A 15906-nucleotide genomic window follows, 5' to 3' on the forward strand; every position below is an offset into this window, starting at 1 on the left:
TAAAGATTTCACTTGCGATTGGCGGGGAATATACGGGAGGGGAAAATGTCTAAGGGGAATGAACTCGTTTGGTCGTTTGATTTGGGGACAGGAAGTATCGGGGAATGCGCGCGGCGCGGCAAAGAAATTCTACATCTCCATTCTCTTCTTCTGCCCAACGACTTTGCTGCCTTGAAAGATGCCAGAGAAAGAAGGCGACAAATCAGAACGCGCGAGGCGCATAGAAAGCGCGAAAATTGGTGGCGGCAACAGGCCAAAAAAGTGGGCATAGAAGTTCTTGAAACCGGCCATCGCGCGGACGACGGAACTTTCATCAAACCAGACGCAAGAATGTCACGCCAATTCCCCGAAAATGGCGATAAAACTATTTACGCCTCCTGCCTTCTGAGAATCGCTCTTTTACAAGGCGTACAACTCGATGGATGGCAGATTTACAAAGCGATATGGTCAGCGATACAGCGGCGCGGTTACGACGCCGACCTGCCTTGGAAAAGAGAAGTCAGTCGCAATATCGCCGACAAAGAAACTTCGGAAAAACCGGCAAGCGGGAAAAAACTCGCCTCGCATAAAGAAGCTAAAAAAGAGGACGGCGCCGGCGAAAAAGACGAAAAAGAAAATCTCGACGCAGTGCAAAATTATCAAAAAGAACTCGAAAGAGTTTTTAAGGACGAGAAATATCGTTTGCCCTGTTACTACGAAGCGTATAAGCTCGGCGTCTGGAACCCCCGCAAACCCGATACCCTTGACGGCAAATTCGGCGCCAACCCCGAACCCGCCAGAAACAAGGACAACAGAACTTCACTGATTCCGCCCCGCGCTCTCGTCGCCAAAGAATTACTCGTTATGCTGACGCAGGCGTCCAAACAATACCCCAAACTCAAAGATAAAGTCCGCTATGTTCTATACGGCCCCGCCGAGCAGGAATACGCTTCTTACAAAGATGAAAAATACGCTCACTATCGCGGCACGGAGTGGGACTCGCAGGGTCTAATCTCACAAAAAATTCCAAGATTCGACAACCGCATAATATCCAAGTGCGCGCTTATGCCTCGTTTCAATGTCTGCAGCGCCAAGATCCGCAAAGACAAGGCCGGCAACATAATTCCTGAGTCGATGTTGCCATCGGAAGTTACCTTTCTTCTCAAACTCAAAAATATACGTTACACCGATACTACGACGGGCGAAATGGAAAAACCGCTTTCACCGGCGGCGCTCAAAGAATTGTTCAACGCATACAACGACAAGAAACACATCACGCAAAAACAACTCGAAAAATATATAAAGACAAATCTATCCGGCCTGCCGCCCGCAAACCTCGTCGAAATCGAAGAACCCAAAACTTCGGGTCGCTCCCGATTCTGCCGCCCGGCGTTAAGAATTATAAAAGAAATAATACTCTCCGGTAAAAGTCCGCACGCCTACCACGAAGAATGGCTCGCGGCAAACAAAAATAAAGACCTACAAAAAGGTCTCGTCGCGGATGATGTCAAGTTTCTGCTCGATATGCCCGCGGAGTGGGAAAAACTCCATATACCTGACCGTCGCATAGAGGAATCGGAACTTAAAAAATCAGAGCGCGAAAAACGCATCGTCGAAATACTCGGTGGCATAACGAATCCAGTCGTCAGACATCGGCTGGAATTATTCATACAGCGCCTGAAAGTCTTAAAAAATAAATGCCGCGCCGAGGGCGAACCGGCCAAAATAATCCTCGAATTCGCGCGGGAGGGAGAAGAAAGTTTTCAGGGACAAAAGAATAAAAATCGCCAAAAGTGGGAAAAACTCCAAAAAGAAAACCGGGCGAAAAAAGACGAGGCGTATAAATCTCTTCAAACCGCCGAAATCCACGGCAAACAATCGCTTCTTAAAATGATGCTCTTCAAAGAGCAGGTTGGTTATGACTTCTACTCGATGACGCCTCTTGTCGCCTCGCGGCTGGAATCCTACGAGATAGACCACATAGTCCCGCGCGAAGGCGGCGGTTCCGACGCTTATATCAATAAAATTCTGACCACGCCTGACAAAAACCGCGAAAAGGGAAAACACACACCCTTTGAGTGGCGCTCGTCGGATAAGGCAAAATGGCTGGACTTCATCAAAGCCGTAGGTTCAAGCAAACTACACGACAAGAAAAAAGCTCTGCTGACATCCGAAAATCCGCTTGAACTTATAAACAAATACACAGACCTCGCATCCACGGCCTACATATCGAAACTCGCGCAAAAAATAATCCACCTGTTTTTCGGCTGGCCTCAACTCATCGAGGGTTCGACAAGAAAAGTCGTCGTCGCAAACGGCGGCCTCACCGCGAAACTGCGCAGACAATACAAATTAGACCGACTGCTTCACCCTGGTATTCCCGACGAGCAATTCTCGGAACTCGCTCAAAGCGGCGAATTGGACAAGAAGAACCGCGCCAACCCCCGCCACCACGCCCTTGACGCCCTCGTAATATCAATGACTCCTGAACTTAAACTCGACCCCCGAAGTAAAAAAGACATACTCCCCGACTGGTTTCACAAGGAATATTGCCGTCCAATCATTGAAACCGTATATCCCGAGAGAATCCGTTTTGAAAAGCCGAAACTTGCCAAGACGATATACGGGTTAAGAAAAAATCTCGAAGATAACCGGGAATTCTATGTGTTCACGACCCGCTTCGGCACCGGCACGAGAATTGAGCAATTTCGCGAAATCGAGAAAGCGCGGAAATACACCGACGGCATATTCGATGAGCACATAAGAAACGACTTTAATAAAATGCTCGCCTCGAAGCCCGCTCAGCAGGAATGGGAAAAGTTTCTCGACGAATATGAAGTCGCCGGCTCAAAACCCAAAAAGTTTGTTCAAATCGCCTCGGGAGAAATTGACAAAGAAACAGGGGAGAAATTAGAAAGGGGGGAACTCACGACTTACGGAGAGCATGTTCGTGGCAAGATGGCAGGGCAATATTTCAAGAATGATGTGTCTTTGGGGTATTTTGTCTATCAGAACGAAAAAGACAGGTGGGAAAGAGAGCCGATTTATGCTTTTGAGTCGCTCTATAAAAAAATAGAAGCACTAAAAAAAGACCCTGCTGTCAAAAATCCCGTATTCTTTCGCTCGGGTATGCTCGTTGAAATAAAAAACGACTGCAACCTTCAAAATCCAAAACAAAAAGTTACAAGGGGATTTTGGTACTTGAATACAATCAAAGATGGTGGTGAAGTCAAATTAACCTCTATTGATCACTCACTTGAAAGAAAAGCGCAATTGAACGCTCTAATGACCGACGGCAAAATGGCTCCACCACAAGAAAATATTCGTTAAATCACTTAACGATAGGACGCAAGGAGCGGGGCGATGTCCTACCACTTAATACACATACTTCAGCATCAGAGCCGCCTACACATTGACCGCGGATGTCTCGTCCTTGAAACCTCCGACGGGGTCGAAAAACGCGCTCCGCTTGCCGACATTCTTGCCGTCATAGTCGCCGCGCGCGGCGTCTCATTCTCCGGCGACGCGCTCTCGGCAATACTCTCGAACGGCGGCATCGTCCTTCACTGCGACCACAACTACCGCCCCGTAGGCAAAACCGTGGGACTTCACCGCGTGGTTCACTCCGAAATTTTCGAGCGGCAAATCGGCAAATCGCCCGATTTTTCCGGTAAACTCTGGTCGAGAATTCTAAAAGCCAAAATCGAGAATCAGGCCGTATTGCTTGATTCCATAAAAGCCGCGCACAAACTTCACGAATATCTCGCCGAAGCCGAATGTCCCGACGAAGGCAACGCCGCCCGCCATTACTGGAAGTTTTATTTCTCCAAGTTCGGAAGAAAAGCGCCCCAAGAAAGAGAACACAAAGACGCCGAGCATCCCGTCAATCAAATGCTTAATTATTCCTACGCCGTTATGGGTGCCATAATCCACCGGAGCGCCATAGCCCACGGTCTCAACACTACGCTGGGCATACACCACAAATATCGCTTCCGCTCCGAGCCGCTCGTTTATGACCTGTTAGAACCACTGCGTCCTTTCTGCGACCTGATGCTTTTACGCTTCAAAACGAGAAACCCCCGCAAACCGATAGAAGAATACATCAAATCCGTCGCCGCAGACATTGTGGGACTGCGCGTAAGATACGACGCCTCAAAAACCCTTAAACTCGTCAACGCCATAGACCGTTACATTTCGTCCGTAACCGACTGCTTCTACTCAGGAGTAGTTCAAGAACCCTTTATACCCCGCATAGCGGACTTGTCATAATGTCCGCCGTAAAGAGTTCCTATCGTATGGGCTGGCTGGTAGTAATGTTTGACCTCCCGACCGACACCAACGAGGAAAAAAGAAAGGCCGCCCGTTTCCGGAACGACCTTTTGGACCTCGGTTATCTGATGCTGCAATATTCTATCTATGTGCGTTGCGCCGTTACTCTCGACAAGAAAAAACACTTGGTGTTCGAATTAGAAAAAATAAGCCCCGGAACCGGAAGCGTCAAGTGTTTGTTCATAACCGACGCCCAGTGGGGGCAAATGGCGAATATATGCGATGAGAGGAAATATGGGCCGAGGAAGGTGGACAAATCATTTGGCGGGGAACAACTTCAATTCTGGTGATATAAATAAGATAACCCTGACGTGCGAGGCAGAGGTCAAGGTCTCTTGTTTTTTGTTAAGACGGTGCTGTTAAGATTTTAGCATTTAAGCGCGAATCATACAAATCCGCACTATAAATCCTATTATAACAAAATCAACTTTTTAGCACCGTCAAAACATGGCACGCGCCCCATGATTTTGGAAAATTATTATAACAAAATCAACTTTTTAGCACCGTCAAAACGGTTCCCGTACCCCACAATCGCAATATTAAATTATAACAAAATCAACTTTTTAGCACCGTCAAAACAATACGCGGGATGAACCATACAAAGAATCGATTATAACAAAATCAACTTTTTAGCACCGTCAAAACAGCCAATTGACCCGGGGCGTCGGCGGCGCTATTATAACAAAATCAACTTTTTAGCACCGTCAAAACAGGTATATTTATATTGATACTGTTCACATTATTATAACAAAATCAACTTTTTAGCACCGTCAAAACTCGGTGTGCGCCTCATCGCGGATAAATCCAATTATAACAAAATCAACTTTTTAGCACCGTCAAAACAGAGACGCATACGATACCGAAGAAGAGCGAAATTATAACAAAATCAACTTTTTAGCACCGTCAAAACACCTATATTATAGCAGATAAAAAAAGAAAAATTATAACAAAATCAACTTTTTAGCACCGTCAAAACGATGCCGGCGCATACGAGACGAGAGCGTTCGTTATACCAAATCTATGAGAGAGGGGGAATTATAACGGTTAACCACCGATATCCTTTTTAGATTTTCCCTGTCGTTCAACAACAGTGAGATTTTCGTGGTCGGTCTGGTCTACCGACTTACTGCGTTTTTCAGCAACGACGGCTTTGTTTCTTTTCAGTTGCTCAAGTCCGAGATAATTTACGGGCGTCGCGCCGTATTTCCCTTTTTCAAGGTTGTTCCATATTTCGTCATCGTTCAGGCCATCGATTTTTGTAGTAATGTGTACCATAACGGGCGGCTGTCCGAGTTCGAAAATCTTTTTGCGATCTAATAGGTCCTCGGGTTTGGCTCCGGTGCCGACAAATCCAAAATCCTCTATCGCCTTTATTGCTCTTTTGGCATTTTCCGGCGTCGACTGTATTAGGACATCCATATCGTTGGTAAACCGGGGGCAGGTGTAATACATAACAGCATAGGCGCCGACAACACAATAGTTCACATTATTGGCGTTCAACGCTTTTAATAAATCTTCGAAATCCTTTTCTACTCTCATTTTTTTATAACTATCTTAAAAGAAGTTTTGTCCATCGGCGCCGGCGGGGTTCCTTTGACCTTAAAAAACTGCTCGCGCAGATATTGGGCGGCATCGAGGCGCTCCTCCGGCGTGAGGGACGAGTAATATTTCCTCATCGTCTCGTCGGATTCTTCAAAGGATTCGGAGATATGAAAAAAAAGTTTGTCAGCCATACAGTATTATATCTTTATGCTCATTGCTTTTATATTATACAAAAAAACACGGCGCCGGAAAGACGCAAATACGCGCGGATTTCTTCTTGACAAGCCACGCCGGATTATGGTATATTCCCTCCGATAGTTAACAGCCGCCCCGACGCAACGACGCGACATCGGGCGGAGCAGAGAAAAACGAGGCGACGACGCCCGTGACACGGAGATTTCCGTGACGCGGGTTTTTTTATTTTCAAAAACCGGCGGCAAGGCCGGATTGCGGGCGAAACAAACATTATGTGCGGAATAATAGGAATTATCAATCTCGACAGACGCCCTTTTTCCGGCGAGGTCATAGCCCGCGGGCTATCGCATCTGAAAGACCGCGGCAACGGACTGGGATCGGGTTACGCCGGTTACGGAATATATCCCGATAACGCCGACGACTGGTGCTTTCACATATTCTTCTCTTCCGACGACGCGCGGCTTAAAACCGAAGCGCGCCTGGACGCCGCTTTCAAAGTCGTTAAAAAAGAGCCGGTACCCGTCAAACCACTGACATCGGTAAAGAGGCCTCCCGTAATATGGAGATATTTTCTAAAGATACCCGCGCTGCGCTCCACGACTACCGGCACTCTCGACGAACGCGAAAAAAAATACATCTTCGCGCTGGTAATGGAAATAAATTCTTCTATCGAGGGGGCGTTCGTAGTATCGAGCGGGAAAAATATGGGGATATTCAAAGGCGTGGGATTTCCCGACGAGATAGCCGAGTTTTACCGTCTCAACGAATACAGCGCGACCGTGTGGACCGCGCACAACCGCTTTCCGACGAACACTCCCGGATGGTGGGGCGGCGCGCATCCTTTCGGCATAGCCGACCTTTCGCTCGCGCACAACGGCGAAATCTCGTCGTTCGGCATCAACAAAAGGTATTTGGAAAGTTTCGGATATCATCTTGCATTGCAGACGGATTCAGAAGCCATACTCTATCTTTTCGACTTTCTTACGCGCATCCACCGGCTGCCCGTTGAAATCGCCTCGGCCGCGCTTACCCCGCCGCACTGGGACATCATAGACCGTATGCCTTCCGACGAGAAAAAACTCTTCACGGCTCTCAGGATGACTTACGCGTCCTGCCTTATAAACGGCCCGTCGGCACTGTTACTGGGATTCGAGGGCGGCCTGATGGGCTTAAACGACAGGATAAAACTGCGTCCCCTGGTTGCGGCCGAAAGCCGGTCATACGCGTATCTCTCGTCGGAAGAATCGGCGATAGCGTCGATTGCGACGGAAAAATTGACAAAAATAACGCACCCGCCGGCGGGTGAACCCGCGATATTCAGGTATCGCGGCGACGAAAAGAAAAATCGACACAATGAGAAAAACACAAAAACTCCGCGAGTTTAAAATAATCCGCGACCGCGACCGCTGCATTCAATGCGAGGTCTGCGTGAGGCAATGCGCTTTCGAGGCGCATATTTTCGACGGGGAAGCCCTTGCGATGGAATCCGCCGACGAACTTTGCGCCGGCTGCCAGCGGTGCGTGTCGCTTTGTCCGACGGGCGCTCTTACCATAATCAAGAATCCCCAGGAGTTCCGGCCCGATTCGTACTGGACAAAAAATGTCCTGCAAGGCATATACAAACAGGCGGACACGGGCGGAGTGCTTCTTTCCGGAATGGGTACGGATAAAGTTTATAAGTCGTACTGGGACAGAATACTGCTGGACGCAAGCCAGGTGACGAATCCGTCGATAGACCCACTGCGGGAGCCGATGGAACTCAGGACTTATCTGGGCGCCAAACCCGAAAAACTCGACATAAAATACTGCGGCAAAGAGCGCAAACCGCGACTGTCTACCGAGCTCGCGCCGCAACTGCGGCTGGAAACGCCGATAATGTTCTCCGCGATGTCCTACGGCGCCATATCGCTCAATACCGTGACGGCTCTGGCGCGCGCGGCCGCCTCAAGCGGAACTTTCTGGAACACGGGCGAGGGCGGCTTTCCGAAATCGCTTTACGAATACGCCCCGCACACGATAGTGCAGGTCGCCTCCGGACGTTTCGGAGTTCACGCCGGATATTTGAACGCCGCCGCCGCGATCGAAATTAAAATAGGCCAGGGCGCCAAGCCCGGAATAGGCGGACATCTTCCCGGCGAAAAAGTCAACCGGCTCATATCGGAAACTCGGATGATACCGGAGGGCTCAGACGCCATTTCTCCGGCTCCGCACCACGACATATATTCGATAGAAGATTTATCGCAGCTCATCGGCGCCGTCAAAGAAGCCACGCGCTACGAAAAACCGGTGTCGGTGAAAATCGCCGCCGTGCACAACGCCGCCGCCATAGCGTCCGGAATAGTGCGGGCGGGCGCCGACATCGTGGCTATCGACGGTTTCCGCGGCGGCACGGGCGCGGCCCCCACAAGAATCAGAGACAACGTGGGCATACCCATAGAACTCGCCCTTGCTTCCGTCGACGAACGACTTCGCCAAGAAGGAATCCGCCATCGCGCCTCGATAGTGGCCGGCGGCGGAATCCGCAACTCGGCCGACGTCATAAAGGCCATTGCTCTGGGCGCCGACGCGGTTTACATAGCCACATCGGCTCTCGTCGCGATGGGATGTCATCTCTGCCAGAAATGTTACACGGGAAAATGCAACTGGGGAATCGCCACGCAAAACGATTATCTCATCAAGCGTCTCAATCCGGAAATCGCCGCGGAGCGTCTTTCAAATCTCGTAAAAGCGTGGTCGCACGAAATCAAAGAGATGCTCGGAGGAATGGGCATAGACGCCATCGAATCTTTAAGAGGCAACCGTCTGCGCCTGCGCGCGGTGGATATGACGGAATCGGAAATGAAAATACTCGGAATAAAACCGGCCGGAGAATCGCTGTGAAAAACAAAAACGCCGACGGTAAACTCAAAAAAATCTACGCCCGCCCGGAATACTGCATGGCCTGCCGCCTCTGCGAAACCGCGTGTTTCGTGAAGCATTCAAAATCCAAAAAAATAATAAAGGCATTCCGCGACGAGAGGGGGGATTTCCGCCCGCGCATAATCGTGGAACAAAGCGGGCCGGTGTCATTTGCCCTGCAATGCCGCCACTGTGACGACGCGCCCTGCATAGAGGCGTGCCTCAGCGGCGCGATGGCGCGCGCCGCCGACGGAACCGTCGCCTGCGACGAAGACAAATGCGTAGGATGCTGGTCGTGCATAATGGTCTGCCCGTTCGGCGCCATATCGCAGGACAGACGCCGCAAAAAAATAGCGTCCAAATGCGATATGTGTCCCGATAAAAACACGCCGGCGTGCGTAGAGGCCTGTCCGAACGAGGCGCTTGTTTATGAATAAAAAAAAGTCGGCCGAATATCTTATTATCGGAGCCGGTCCCGCATCAGCCGCCGCCATAGAATCCATAAGAAAAATCGACGGACGCGGAAAAATTATAGTCGTCTCGTCGGAAAAAGACGTCTTTTATTCGCGGCCGCTCATATCCTGCCTGCTTGCTTTGGAAATCGACAAAAAACATATCGTTTACCGCGGGCGTGATTTCATAGAGAAAAACTCTCTTGAAATAATCGCTCCGGCGGCCGTTACGTCCGTCGACGCCCGCGGCAAGTCCGTACGCCTTTCCGACGGCGCGCGGATTAAGTGGAAAAAACTCATCATCGCCTCGGGCGGCGAAGCCATCGTGCCGGAGAATATAGCCGGCGCAAAGGGTTTAAGGACATTTACATCCGTCGAAGACGCGCGGCGTATCGACGCCGACATAAAATCCGGCGCGAAACGCGCGGCCGTCATAGGCGGCGGCTTCATCGGTCTTAAATGCGCGGAAGCGCTCGTCAAACGGGTCTTAAAGGTCACTCTTATCGAACTCGCCCCGCGCGTTTTGCCGTCGCTGCTCGACGATGTCTCGGCCGCCGTATTCACCCGCAATCTTACGCGCCGCGGCATAGACGTACGCACGGGCGCTCGCGCCGAAAAAATTTCCGCCGACGGCAAAAAACTCTTTCTTGCCGACGGAAGCAAAATATCGGTCGACTTCACCGTCGCCGCCGCCGGCGTTCGCCCGAACATATCCTTTTTGGCGGGGTCCGGCATACGCGCGGCAAAAGGCGTGATAGCAGGCGGCGACATGCGCGCAAACTTCCCCGATATTTTTGCCGCCGGCGATTGCGCCGAAACGCCCGATTTTTTTTCGGGCGAAGCGCGCCCCAAAGCGCGCCCCGCGCCGATATGGCCCGTGGCCCGTCTGAGCGGAGCGGCGGCGGGCGCCAACGCCGCCGGCGGAAAGGTTACCGCCGAAGGCGCTCTGTCGATGAACTCCGTTGAAGTTTTCGGCCTGGCGGTCATATCGGCCGGAATTGTCAACCCGCCCGACGGCTCCGGATTGACCGTCGAGACCGCCGGACTCTCCGACGGCGCGTCAACCGGCGGCCCGCGCTACAAAAAACTGATTTTCGACGGCGACCGCCTCGCCGGATTCATAATGCTCGGCGACGTCCTGCGCGCGGAAATCTACACCGGCCTCATCAGAAACCGCGCGTCCGTGGCGAACTGCAAAAAGGAACTATCCGGCGACACCTTCGGATTTATCGCCGTCGGAGAAGAAAACTGGAAAAAACGCATCACGCCGATGGAGGTCTGATGCTCTCGACAAGACATCCCGCATGAAAAATATCCGCATTGACTCCCGCCGCCTCGATTATAAAACGCTCAACGAACGCATCCGCGCCGCAGTGACCGCCGGACGGGGAGAATGCGCGTCAAAAATCGTCCTCGACGGCGTAAACGGCCAGCGATTCATCGCGGCCGGTATCGAAAGCCCCGTGCGAATCGAAATAAACGGAATCCCCGGCAACGACCTCGGCGCGTTTATGAACGGACCCGAAATATTAGTGCGCGCGAACGCCCAGGACGCGGTGGGCAACACTATGTCGGGCGGCTTCATCGCCGTCGACGGACACGTCTCCGACGCGGCCGGCTACAGTATGCGCGGCGGCTCGATAATCATCCGCGACAACGCGGGTTATCGCACAGGTATACACATGAAAGAATACCGCGAAAGCGTTCCGACCGTAATAATCGGCTCTTTCGCCCGCGATTTTCTGGGAGAATATATGGCGGGCGGACGGATAATCGTCTTCGGTATCGGCGCAAAAAAGGCCTGCGGAAATTATCCCGGAACGGGAATGCACGGCGGCGAAATATACCTGCCTTCGGACAAACTGCCGCCTCGTATGCCCGAAGGTCTGAAAATATCGCCCGCCGGCGCCGATGTCGTGGAAAACGCGGCCGCAACTTTCGCCCGCGCTCTGGGCATACCCCGCAAAGAACTTCCCTCGACGAAAAAAATATCTTTTTGCGTAATCCGTCCCGCCTCTTGCCGCCCCTACGGCAGCATCTACGCTTACTGAAAAACCGGCCCGCCTTTGGTATAATCATGTTATGGGACACAAATACGCTTGTTCTTTGGCTGTAATTTTCGCCGCCGCGACGGTCGCGGGCGCATTTTCAGTCGATCCGCCGTCGCCCAAAGGCGGCGAAGCGGCGCTGTTTTCTTTCAAGCCGTCGCCTTTTCTTTCATACGAAATTACTCACGACTCCAAAACCTACAAACCTTATCCTGCCGTCGGAGGGAAAAGAGAAATATTTCTTCCCATAGCCATTGAAGCGTCGGGCGAAACCTCGATTCTTGTCGCCAAAAAACTTTTAGGCATAAAAATCGCCGCGTCCAAAGTTCCTTTTATAATTACCGCCCGACAGATACCCGTTATCCGCCTTTCGCCGACCAGCGAGAGAATGCGCGACTCAAAACCGGCTCTGAGCGACGAAAGAGCGCGTCTCCTTAAGTCCTTGGGCATCAGGAGTCCGGCAAAATTCGCCCAAGGCCCGTTTTTATCGCCGCTCGACGGCAGACAAGGGGAAGATTTCGGCGTCAAAAGAGAAGGAGCGCGTTACTCCTATTACCATAAAGGCGTAGATATATCCACACGGGCCGGTGTTCCGGTCGCGGCGGCCAACGCGGGCGCGGTGGCTCTGGCCTCGGAAAACCTCAATGTGACCGGCAAAACCGTAGTCATAGACCACGGACAGGGTTTAGTCAGCTGCTATTACCACCTCGACAAGATTCTGGTGTCCGAGGGGGAAAAAGTCGCAAAAGGCCAAAACATCGGCTTGGTCGGCTCCACGGGCTGGTCTACCGGCCCGCATCTTCATTTCGGCGCATATCTTCAGGGCGAAGCCATAGACCCCCTGTGGCTCATAGAATTTACATCTTCAACTTATCTTAAACCTCGCTAACGCCATTGTCAGGATGTTCCTTCCCATAGTCATTGCGCCGCCGCTCTCACCCCTTGTCATTGCGAGGAGTTGTAGGGGCGTATAATTATACGCCCCTACTTGATGAACGACAGCCCGCCCCGCCTTGGCGGGGAGGCAATCTCATCACGCATTATGGTAGGGGCGACCCCCTGTGGTCGCCCACATAACAGGGCAGGCACGGGGGCCTGCCCCTACAAAGTAATGCCCCTCGCAATGACAACAAAGGGGGATTTTAAAATTCCTCGTCCGCCTCCCGCAGAAACCCTGTAATAAATTTGACATCATCCTGCGTTTTTTATACAATACTATTGATTACTACATAGTATTGATTACTATTCAGATATTTTATGACAAAAAACAACACACCCCGCGAAACCCCGCACATCGAAAAAATCTTAAAGGGCTCGCGGCTTAAAGTCACGCCGCAGCGAACGGCGATACTCGAATATCTGCTTTCAACCTACGCACATCCATCCGCGGACACCATCTGTAACGAAGTCAGAAAGAAACACCCGTCCGTAAGCCGAAACACCGTCTATCAAACTCTTGATTTTTTTGAAGGCAAGCGGCTTATTTTTGCTATAATGGATACGGAAGGGGTAAGACGCTATGACGCGCACACCGACCCGCACATACATTTGATATGCCTGGACTGCGGAGCCATAATAGACACCCCCTACGACGACAGACGCATCCTCGGAAAAGTCAAAAAATACTTCAAACCCGAAAAATCCGTCGTTTATATTTACGGACACTGCGTGCCGGGGAATCCCGCCGGATGCGCCCCGCGCGAGGACGCGCGCAAGGAGTAAAACAATATGGAAAAATGGAAATGTATCGTCTGCGGTTACATTTACGACCCGCAAAAGGGGGACCCCGCCGATAACGTCGCCGCCGGAACCAAATTCGAGGATATTCCGGACACTTGGGTCTGCCCCGAATGCGGAGCGCTCAAAGATATGTTTGAAAAGGCCTGAAAGCTCGCGGCAAACAGGGAGAAATCATTATGAATCCGGTAAAAATTATTGACGGACTGCATTGGGTCGGCGCGGTCGACTGGGATACAAGGGATTTTCACGGACATTCCTACTCGGTACACAGAGGCACGACGTACAACGCGTATCTCATCATCGACGAAAAAATAACTCTCGTCGATTCGGTGTACACACCTTTCGCGGACGAACTCATAGCGCGGGTATCCGCGCTCGTTGACCCGTCCAAAATCGACTATATCGTCGCAAACCACGTCGAGGTGGATCACTCCGGTTCGTTAGCCAGGATGACCGCCATAGCGCCCAAAGCGCAGATTATCTGCACGAAAAAAGGCGAAGAGGGCTTCCGCGCACATTTCGGAAAACACGTGGCGCCGCACCTTGGCAAACCGGCCGACGAATGGAACTTCCACACGGTAAAAACGGGCGATGAACTCAAAATAGGGAAGAAAACCCTGGTATTTCTGGAGGCGCCCTTTCTTCATTGGCCCGACTCAATGTTCACCTACGTCAAAGAAGACGCCGTCCTGCTTCCGAACGACGCATTCGGACAGCATTTGGCGTCTTCCGGACGATTCGACGACGAGGTCGAAGAAAGCGTTCTCATGGAAGAAGCGGCCAAGTACTTTGCCAATATTCTTACGCCATTTGCCCCTCTGATTCTCAAAAAACTCGACGAAGTAGCCGCCCTCAAAATCCCCATAAAAATGATATGCCCCAGTCATGGAATAATGTGGCGCCGCGACCCGGCCAAGATTATCGACGCGTACAAGAGATGGTCGCTGGGCGAATATAAAAAGAAAATGCTTATCGTCTATGACACAATGTGGGGAGCCACCGAAAAAATGGCCAGAGCAATCGTTGAAGGCGCCGAAAGCGTCGGCGGGATCGAAGTAAAACTCTTCAAAATGCCCGTAACCGACCGCTCGGACGTAATAAAAGAACTGCTCGACGCCAGAGCCATAATAGCGGGCTCATCTACGATAAACAAGGGTATGCTCCCGACGATGGCGCCGGTTCTTGAGGATATGGAGGGTTTGAGATTCAAAAACAAGATAGGCGCTACATTCGGCGCGTTCGGATGGTCGGGCGGAGCCGTGGAAGCAATGGAAGCGCGGCTTAAAAAGTCGGGGGTCGAGATAGTACACGCGCCGATAACGTCCAAGTGGATACCCGACGCGCCCAAACTTGCCGAATGCGAAGCGATGGGCCGCGAAATTGCCGCCAAAATAGCGGGATAACAAGAAGACGACACAAACCTCGTCATTACGAGGCACCGCCGTTTTGGTAGGGACAGGTCGCAACCTGTCCCTACTTCGTCATTACATTCCTCGCAATGACAAATTACTATGAACATACTCATAATAGGCAACGGAGTCGCCGGCATTACCGCGGCCAAAACTATCAGACAAAAATCCTCCGAAGCCGTCATTACCGTGGTCACGGACGAGCAATTTGCCTATTACAACCGACCCGCACTGATTGACTTTATCGCCGGACGCAAGAAAGAGGATGAGTTATATTTCTATCCGGAATCGTGGTATACTCAGAATAACATTAAAGTATTACTTGAAAAAAGTGTCCAAAAACTGCAACTTTCCGCCAAATCCGCACTGCTCGATGACGGTTCAACAATTTCGTACGATAAACTCATTATAGCCGCGGGTGCAAGCGCAAATACACTGCCCATACCGGGGTCAGACAGCCCGAAAGTTCTCACTTTAAGGTGCCTCGAAGACGCCAAAACACTCATGGATGAGGCGGGCAAAACCTCGCAGATAGCATTTATAGGAGGCGGGGTACTGGGAATAGAGGCCGCCGCGGCCGTAAAAGCTTCATTTCCCGCGATTGATATAACCGTAATAGAGGTTGCGCCTTACCTTCTTCCCCGACAACTCGACGCCAAAGGCGGCGAAATACTCTCCAAATGTCTGGCCGCCAGAGGACTAAAAGTGATTGCCGGAGCCAAAATATCGGCCATCGGCGGCGATGGCGCGGCGCTTGACGACGGCCGCAAGATACCCGCCGACCTGTTCGTCGTCTCGGCCGGGATAAAACCGAACATAAAGTTTGCCGCGGAAGCCGGAATAGCCGTCGCGAAAGGAATTATCGTCAACGAATATCTGGAAACATCGGCGCCCGACGTCTTTGCCGCCGGCGACTGCGCCGAATACAAAGGCGTCGTATGGGGCATAGTGCCCGTTGCCGTCGAGCAAGCCCGCATAGCGGCATCGAACGCCGCCTTTGTAGGGGCGAAAAATCTTTCGCCCTCGCAAAGGTACGAAGGCACCGTGATGTCGAATACGCTTAAAGTGGCCGGAATCGACCTTACCACCGAAGGCAACATCGCCGAAATCGACGGAATCGTAACCTACGAACACGCCGATACCGCGAAAGAAATTTATAAAAAAATATTCCTGAAAGACGGCGTTATAGTGGGCTCAATGTGTATGGGCGACGCCGAAGCGGCAAAAAAAATATCGGCGGTCAGAAGGTCGGCAAAACCCGTCGGCGAAAAAGAAGCCAAAGAACTCATATCATAAATCGACACGGAGGTATGT

At 51.4% G+C, this 15906-nt stretch carries 15 protein-coding genes, 1 pseudogene and 1 CRISPR repeat array; of the genes and pseudogenes, 13 read left to right on the top strand and 3 right to left on the bottom strand.

Annotation, left to right across the window (positions count from 1 at the left end; translation table 11 throughout):
• Positions 1–45 precede the first annotated feature (45 nt).
• The 3 genes from CVU77_04825 to cas2 are packed head-to-tail and all read left to right on the top strand — an operon-like array spanning position 46 to position 4598.
• A complete protein-coding gene (locus CVU77_04825; GenBank protein PKN01428.1) occupies positions 46–3309 on the top strand; it encodes a hypothetical protein in 3264 nt (1087 codons plus the stop codon).
• A gap of 33 nt (positions 3310–3342) precedes the next feature.
• Complete coding sequence (locus tag CVU77_04830; protein ID PKN01429.1) at positions 3343–4248, top strand: hypothetical protein; 906 nt, start codon at positions 3343–3345, stop codon at positions 4246–4248.
• Complete coding sequence (gene cas2 / locus CVU77_04835) at positions 4248–4598, top strand: CRISPR-associated endonuclease Cas2 (GenBank protein PKN01430.1); 351 nt, start codon at positions 4248–4250, stop codon at positions 4596–4598. Before CVU77_04830 ends, cas2 begins: the two co-directional genes overlap by 1 nt.
• 121 nt (positions 4599–4719) lie before the next feature.
• Positions 4720–5284: direct repeats of the CRISPR family, unit length 36 nt; unit sequence ATTATAACAAAATCAACTTTTTAGCACCGTCAAAAC.
• 68 nt (positions 5285–5352) lie between these two features.
• On the opposite strand, the gene CVU77_04840 is transcribed toward cas2, so the two are convergent.
• From CVU77_04840 to CVU77_04850, 3 genes are read right to left on the bottom strand one after another with little or no spacing between them, the layout of a single operon-like run.
• On the bottom strand, positions 5353–5847 hold the full coding sequence (locus tag CVU77_04840) for a hypothetical protein (protein PKN01431.1): 495 nt from the start codon (positions 5845–5847) through the stop codon (positions 5353–5355).
• Positions 5844–6041 carry a hypothetical protein gene (locus CVU77_04845; protein ID PKN01432.1) on the bottom strand — a complete coding sequence of 66 codons (198 nt, stop codon included), beginning with the start codon at positions 6039–6041 and terminating at the stop codon, positions 5844–5846. Before CVU77_04845 ends, CVU77_04840 begins: the two co-directional genes overlap by 4 nt.
• A 6-nt stretch (positions 6042–6047) precedes the next feature.
• Positions 6048–6290 carry a hypothetical protein gene (locus tag CVU77_04850; protein PKN01433.1) on the bottom strand — a complete coding sequence of 81 codons (243 nt, stop codon included), beginning with the start codon at positions 6288–6290 and terminating at the stop codon, positions 6048–6050.
• 27 nt (positions 6291–6317) lie between these two features.
• Here CVU77_04850 and CVU77_04855 point away from each other — a divergent pair.
• From CVU77_04855 to CVU77_04900, 10 genes and pseudogenes are all read left to right on the top strand, one after another.
• Positions 6318–7361, top strand: a pseudogene (locus CVU77_04855) (hypothetical protein).
• A gap of 37 nt (positions 7362–7398) precedes the next feature.
• Positions 7399–8925 (top strand): FMN-binding glutamate synthase family protein, encoded by a 1527-nt coding sequence (locus CVU77_04860; GenBank protein ID PKN01434.1) that lies wholly within the window; start codon positions 7399–7401, stop codon positions 8923–8925.
• A gap of 56 nt (positions 8926–8981) precedes the next feature.
• Positions 8982–9380, top strand: a complete 399-nt coding sequence (locus CVU77_04865) for a 4Fe-4S ferredoxin (GenBank protein PKN01501.1) — start codon at positions 8982–8984, stop codon at positions 9378–9380.
• Complete coding sequence (locus CVU77_04870; protein ID PKN01435.1) at positions 9373–10677, top strand: hypothetical protein; 1305 nt, start codon at positions 9373–9375, stop codon at positions 10675–10677. Before CVU77_04865 ends, CVU77_04870 begins: the two co-directional genes overlap by 8 nt.
• Before the next feature lie 22 nt (positions 10678–10699).
• Positions 10700–11446, top strand: coding sequence for a hypothetical protein (locus CVU77_04875; GenBank protein PKN01436.1), 747 nt, complete (start codon positions 10700–10702; stop codon positions 11444–11446).
• A gap of 31 nt (positions 11447–11477) precedes the next feature.
• Complete coding sequence (locus CVU77_04880; GenBank protein ID PKN01437.1) at positions 11478–12332, top strand: hypothetical protein; 855 nt, start codon at positions 11478–11480, stop codon at positions 12330–12332.
• A 368-nt stretch (positions 12333–12700) separates the two neighbouring features.
• The gene (locus CVU77_04885) at positions 12701–13165 is read left to right on the top strand and encodes a transcriptional repressor (GenBank protein ID PKN01438.1); all 465 of its coding nucleotides are present in this window, start codon (positions 12701–12703) and stop codon (positions 13163–13165) included.
• A 6-nt stretch (positions 13166–13171) separates the two neighbouring features.
• Positions 13172–13330 (top strand): rubredoxin, encoded by a 159-nt coding sequence (locus tag CVU77_04890; GenBank protein PKN01439.1) that lies wholly within the window; start codon positions 13172–13174, stop codon positions 13328–13330.
• Positions 13331–13356: 26 nt separating this feature from the next.
• Positions 13357–14586 carry an MBL fold metallo-hydrolase gene (locus CVU77_04895; GenBank protein PKN01440.1) on the top strand — a complete coding sequence of 410 codons (1230 nt, stop codon included), beginning with the start codon at positions 13357–13359 and terminating at the stop codon, positions 14584–14586.
• A gap of 108 nt (positions 14587–14694) precedes the next feature.
• The gene (locus CVU77_04900; GenBank protein ID PKN01441.1) at positions 14695–15888 is read left to right on the top strand and encodes an NAD(P)/FAD-dependent oxidoreductase; all 1194 of its coding nucleotides are present in this window, start codon (positions 14695–14697) and stop codon (positions 15886–15888) included.
• Positions 15889–15906: the final 18 nt, after the last annotated feature.

Source organism: Elusimicrobia bacterium HGW-Elusimicrobia-1 (genome assembly GCA_002841695.1).
Taxonomy (GTDB): Bacteria; Elusimicrobiota; Endomicrobiia; order PHAN01; family PHAN01; genus PHAN01.

What these genes read in the sequence shown, in the direction of transcription:
- CVU77_04825 (PKN01428.1), top strand. Translation starts at nt 46, where the DNA reads ATGTCTAAGGGGAATGAACTCGTTTGGTCGTTTGATTTGGGGACAGGA.
- CVU77_04830 (PKN01429.1), top strand. Translation starts at nt 3,343, where the DNA reads ATGTCCTACCACTTAATACACATACTTCAGCATCAGAGCCGCCTACAC.
- cas2 (PKN01430.1), top strand. Translation starts at nt 4,248, where the DNA reads ATGTCCGCCGTAAAGAGTTCCTATCGTATGGGCTGGCTGGTAGTAATG.
- CVU77_04840 (PKN01431.1), bottom strand. Translation starts at nt 5,847, where the DNA reads ATGAGAGTAGAAAAGGATTTCGAAGATTTATTAAAAGCGTTGAACGCC.
- CVU77_04845 (PKN01432.1), bottom strand. Translation starts at nt 6,041, where the DNA reads ATGGCTGACAAACTTTTTTTTCATATCTCCGAATCCTTTGAAGAATCC.
- CVU77_04860 (PKN01434.1), top strand. Translation starts at nt 7,399, where the DNA reads ATGAGAAAAACACAAAAACTCCGCGAGTTTAAAATAATCCGCGACCGC.
- CVU77_04865 (PKN01501.1), top strand. Translation starts at nt 8,982, where the DNA reads ATGGCCTGCCGCCTCTGCGAAACCGCGTGTTTCGTGAAGCATTCAAAA.
- CVU77_04870 (PKN01435.1), top strand. Translation starts at nt 9,373, where the DNA reads ATGAATAAAAAAAAGTCGGCCGAATATCTTATTATCGGAGCCGGTCCC.
- CVU77_04875 (PKN01436.1), top strand. Translation starts at nt 10,700, where the DNA reads ATGAAAAATATCCGCATTGACTCCCGCCGCCTCGATTATAAAACGCTC.
- CVU77_04880 (PKN01437.1), top strand. Translation starts at nt 11,478, where the DNA reads ATGGGACACAAATACGCTTGTTCTTTGGCTGTAATTTTCGCCGCCGCG.
- CVU77_04885 (PKN01438.1), top strand. Translation starts at nt 12,701, where the DNA reads ATGACAAAAAACAACACACCCCGCGAAACCCCGCACATCGAAAAAATC.
- CVU77_04890 (PKN01439.1), top strand. Translation starts at nt 13,172, where the DNA reads ATGGAAAAATGGAAATGTATCGTCTGCGGTTACATTTACGACCCGCAA.
- CVU77_04900 (PKN01441.1), top strand. Translation starts at nt 14,695, where the DNA reads ATGAACATACTCATAATAGGCAACGGAGTCGCCGGCATTACCGCGGCC.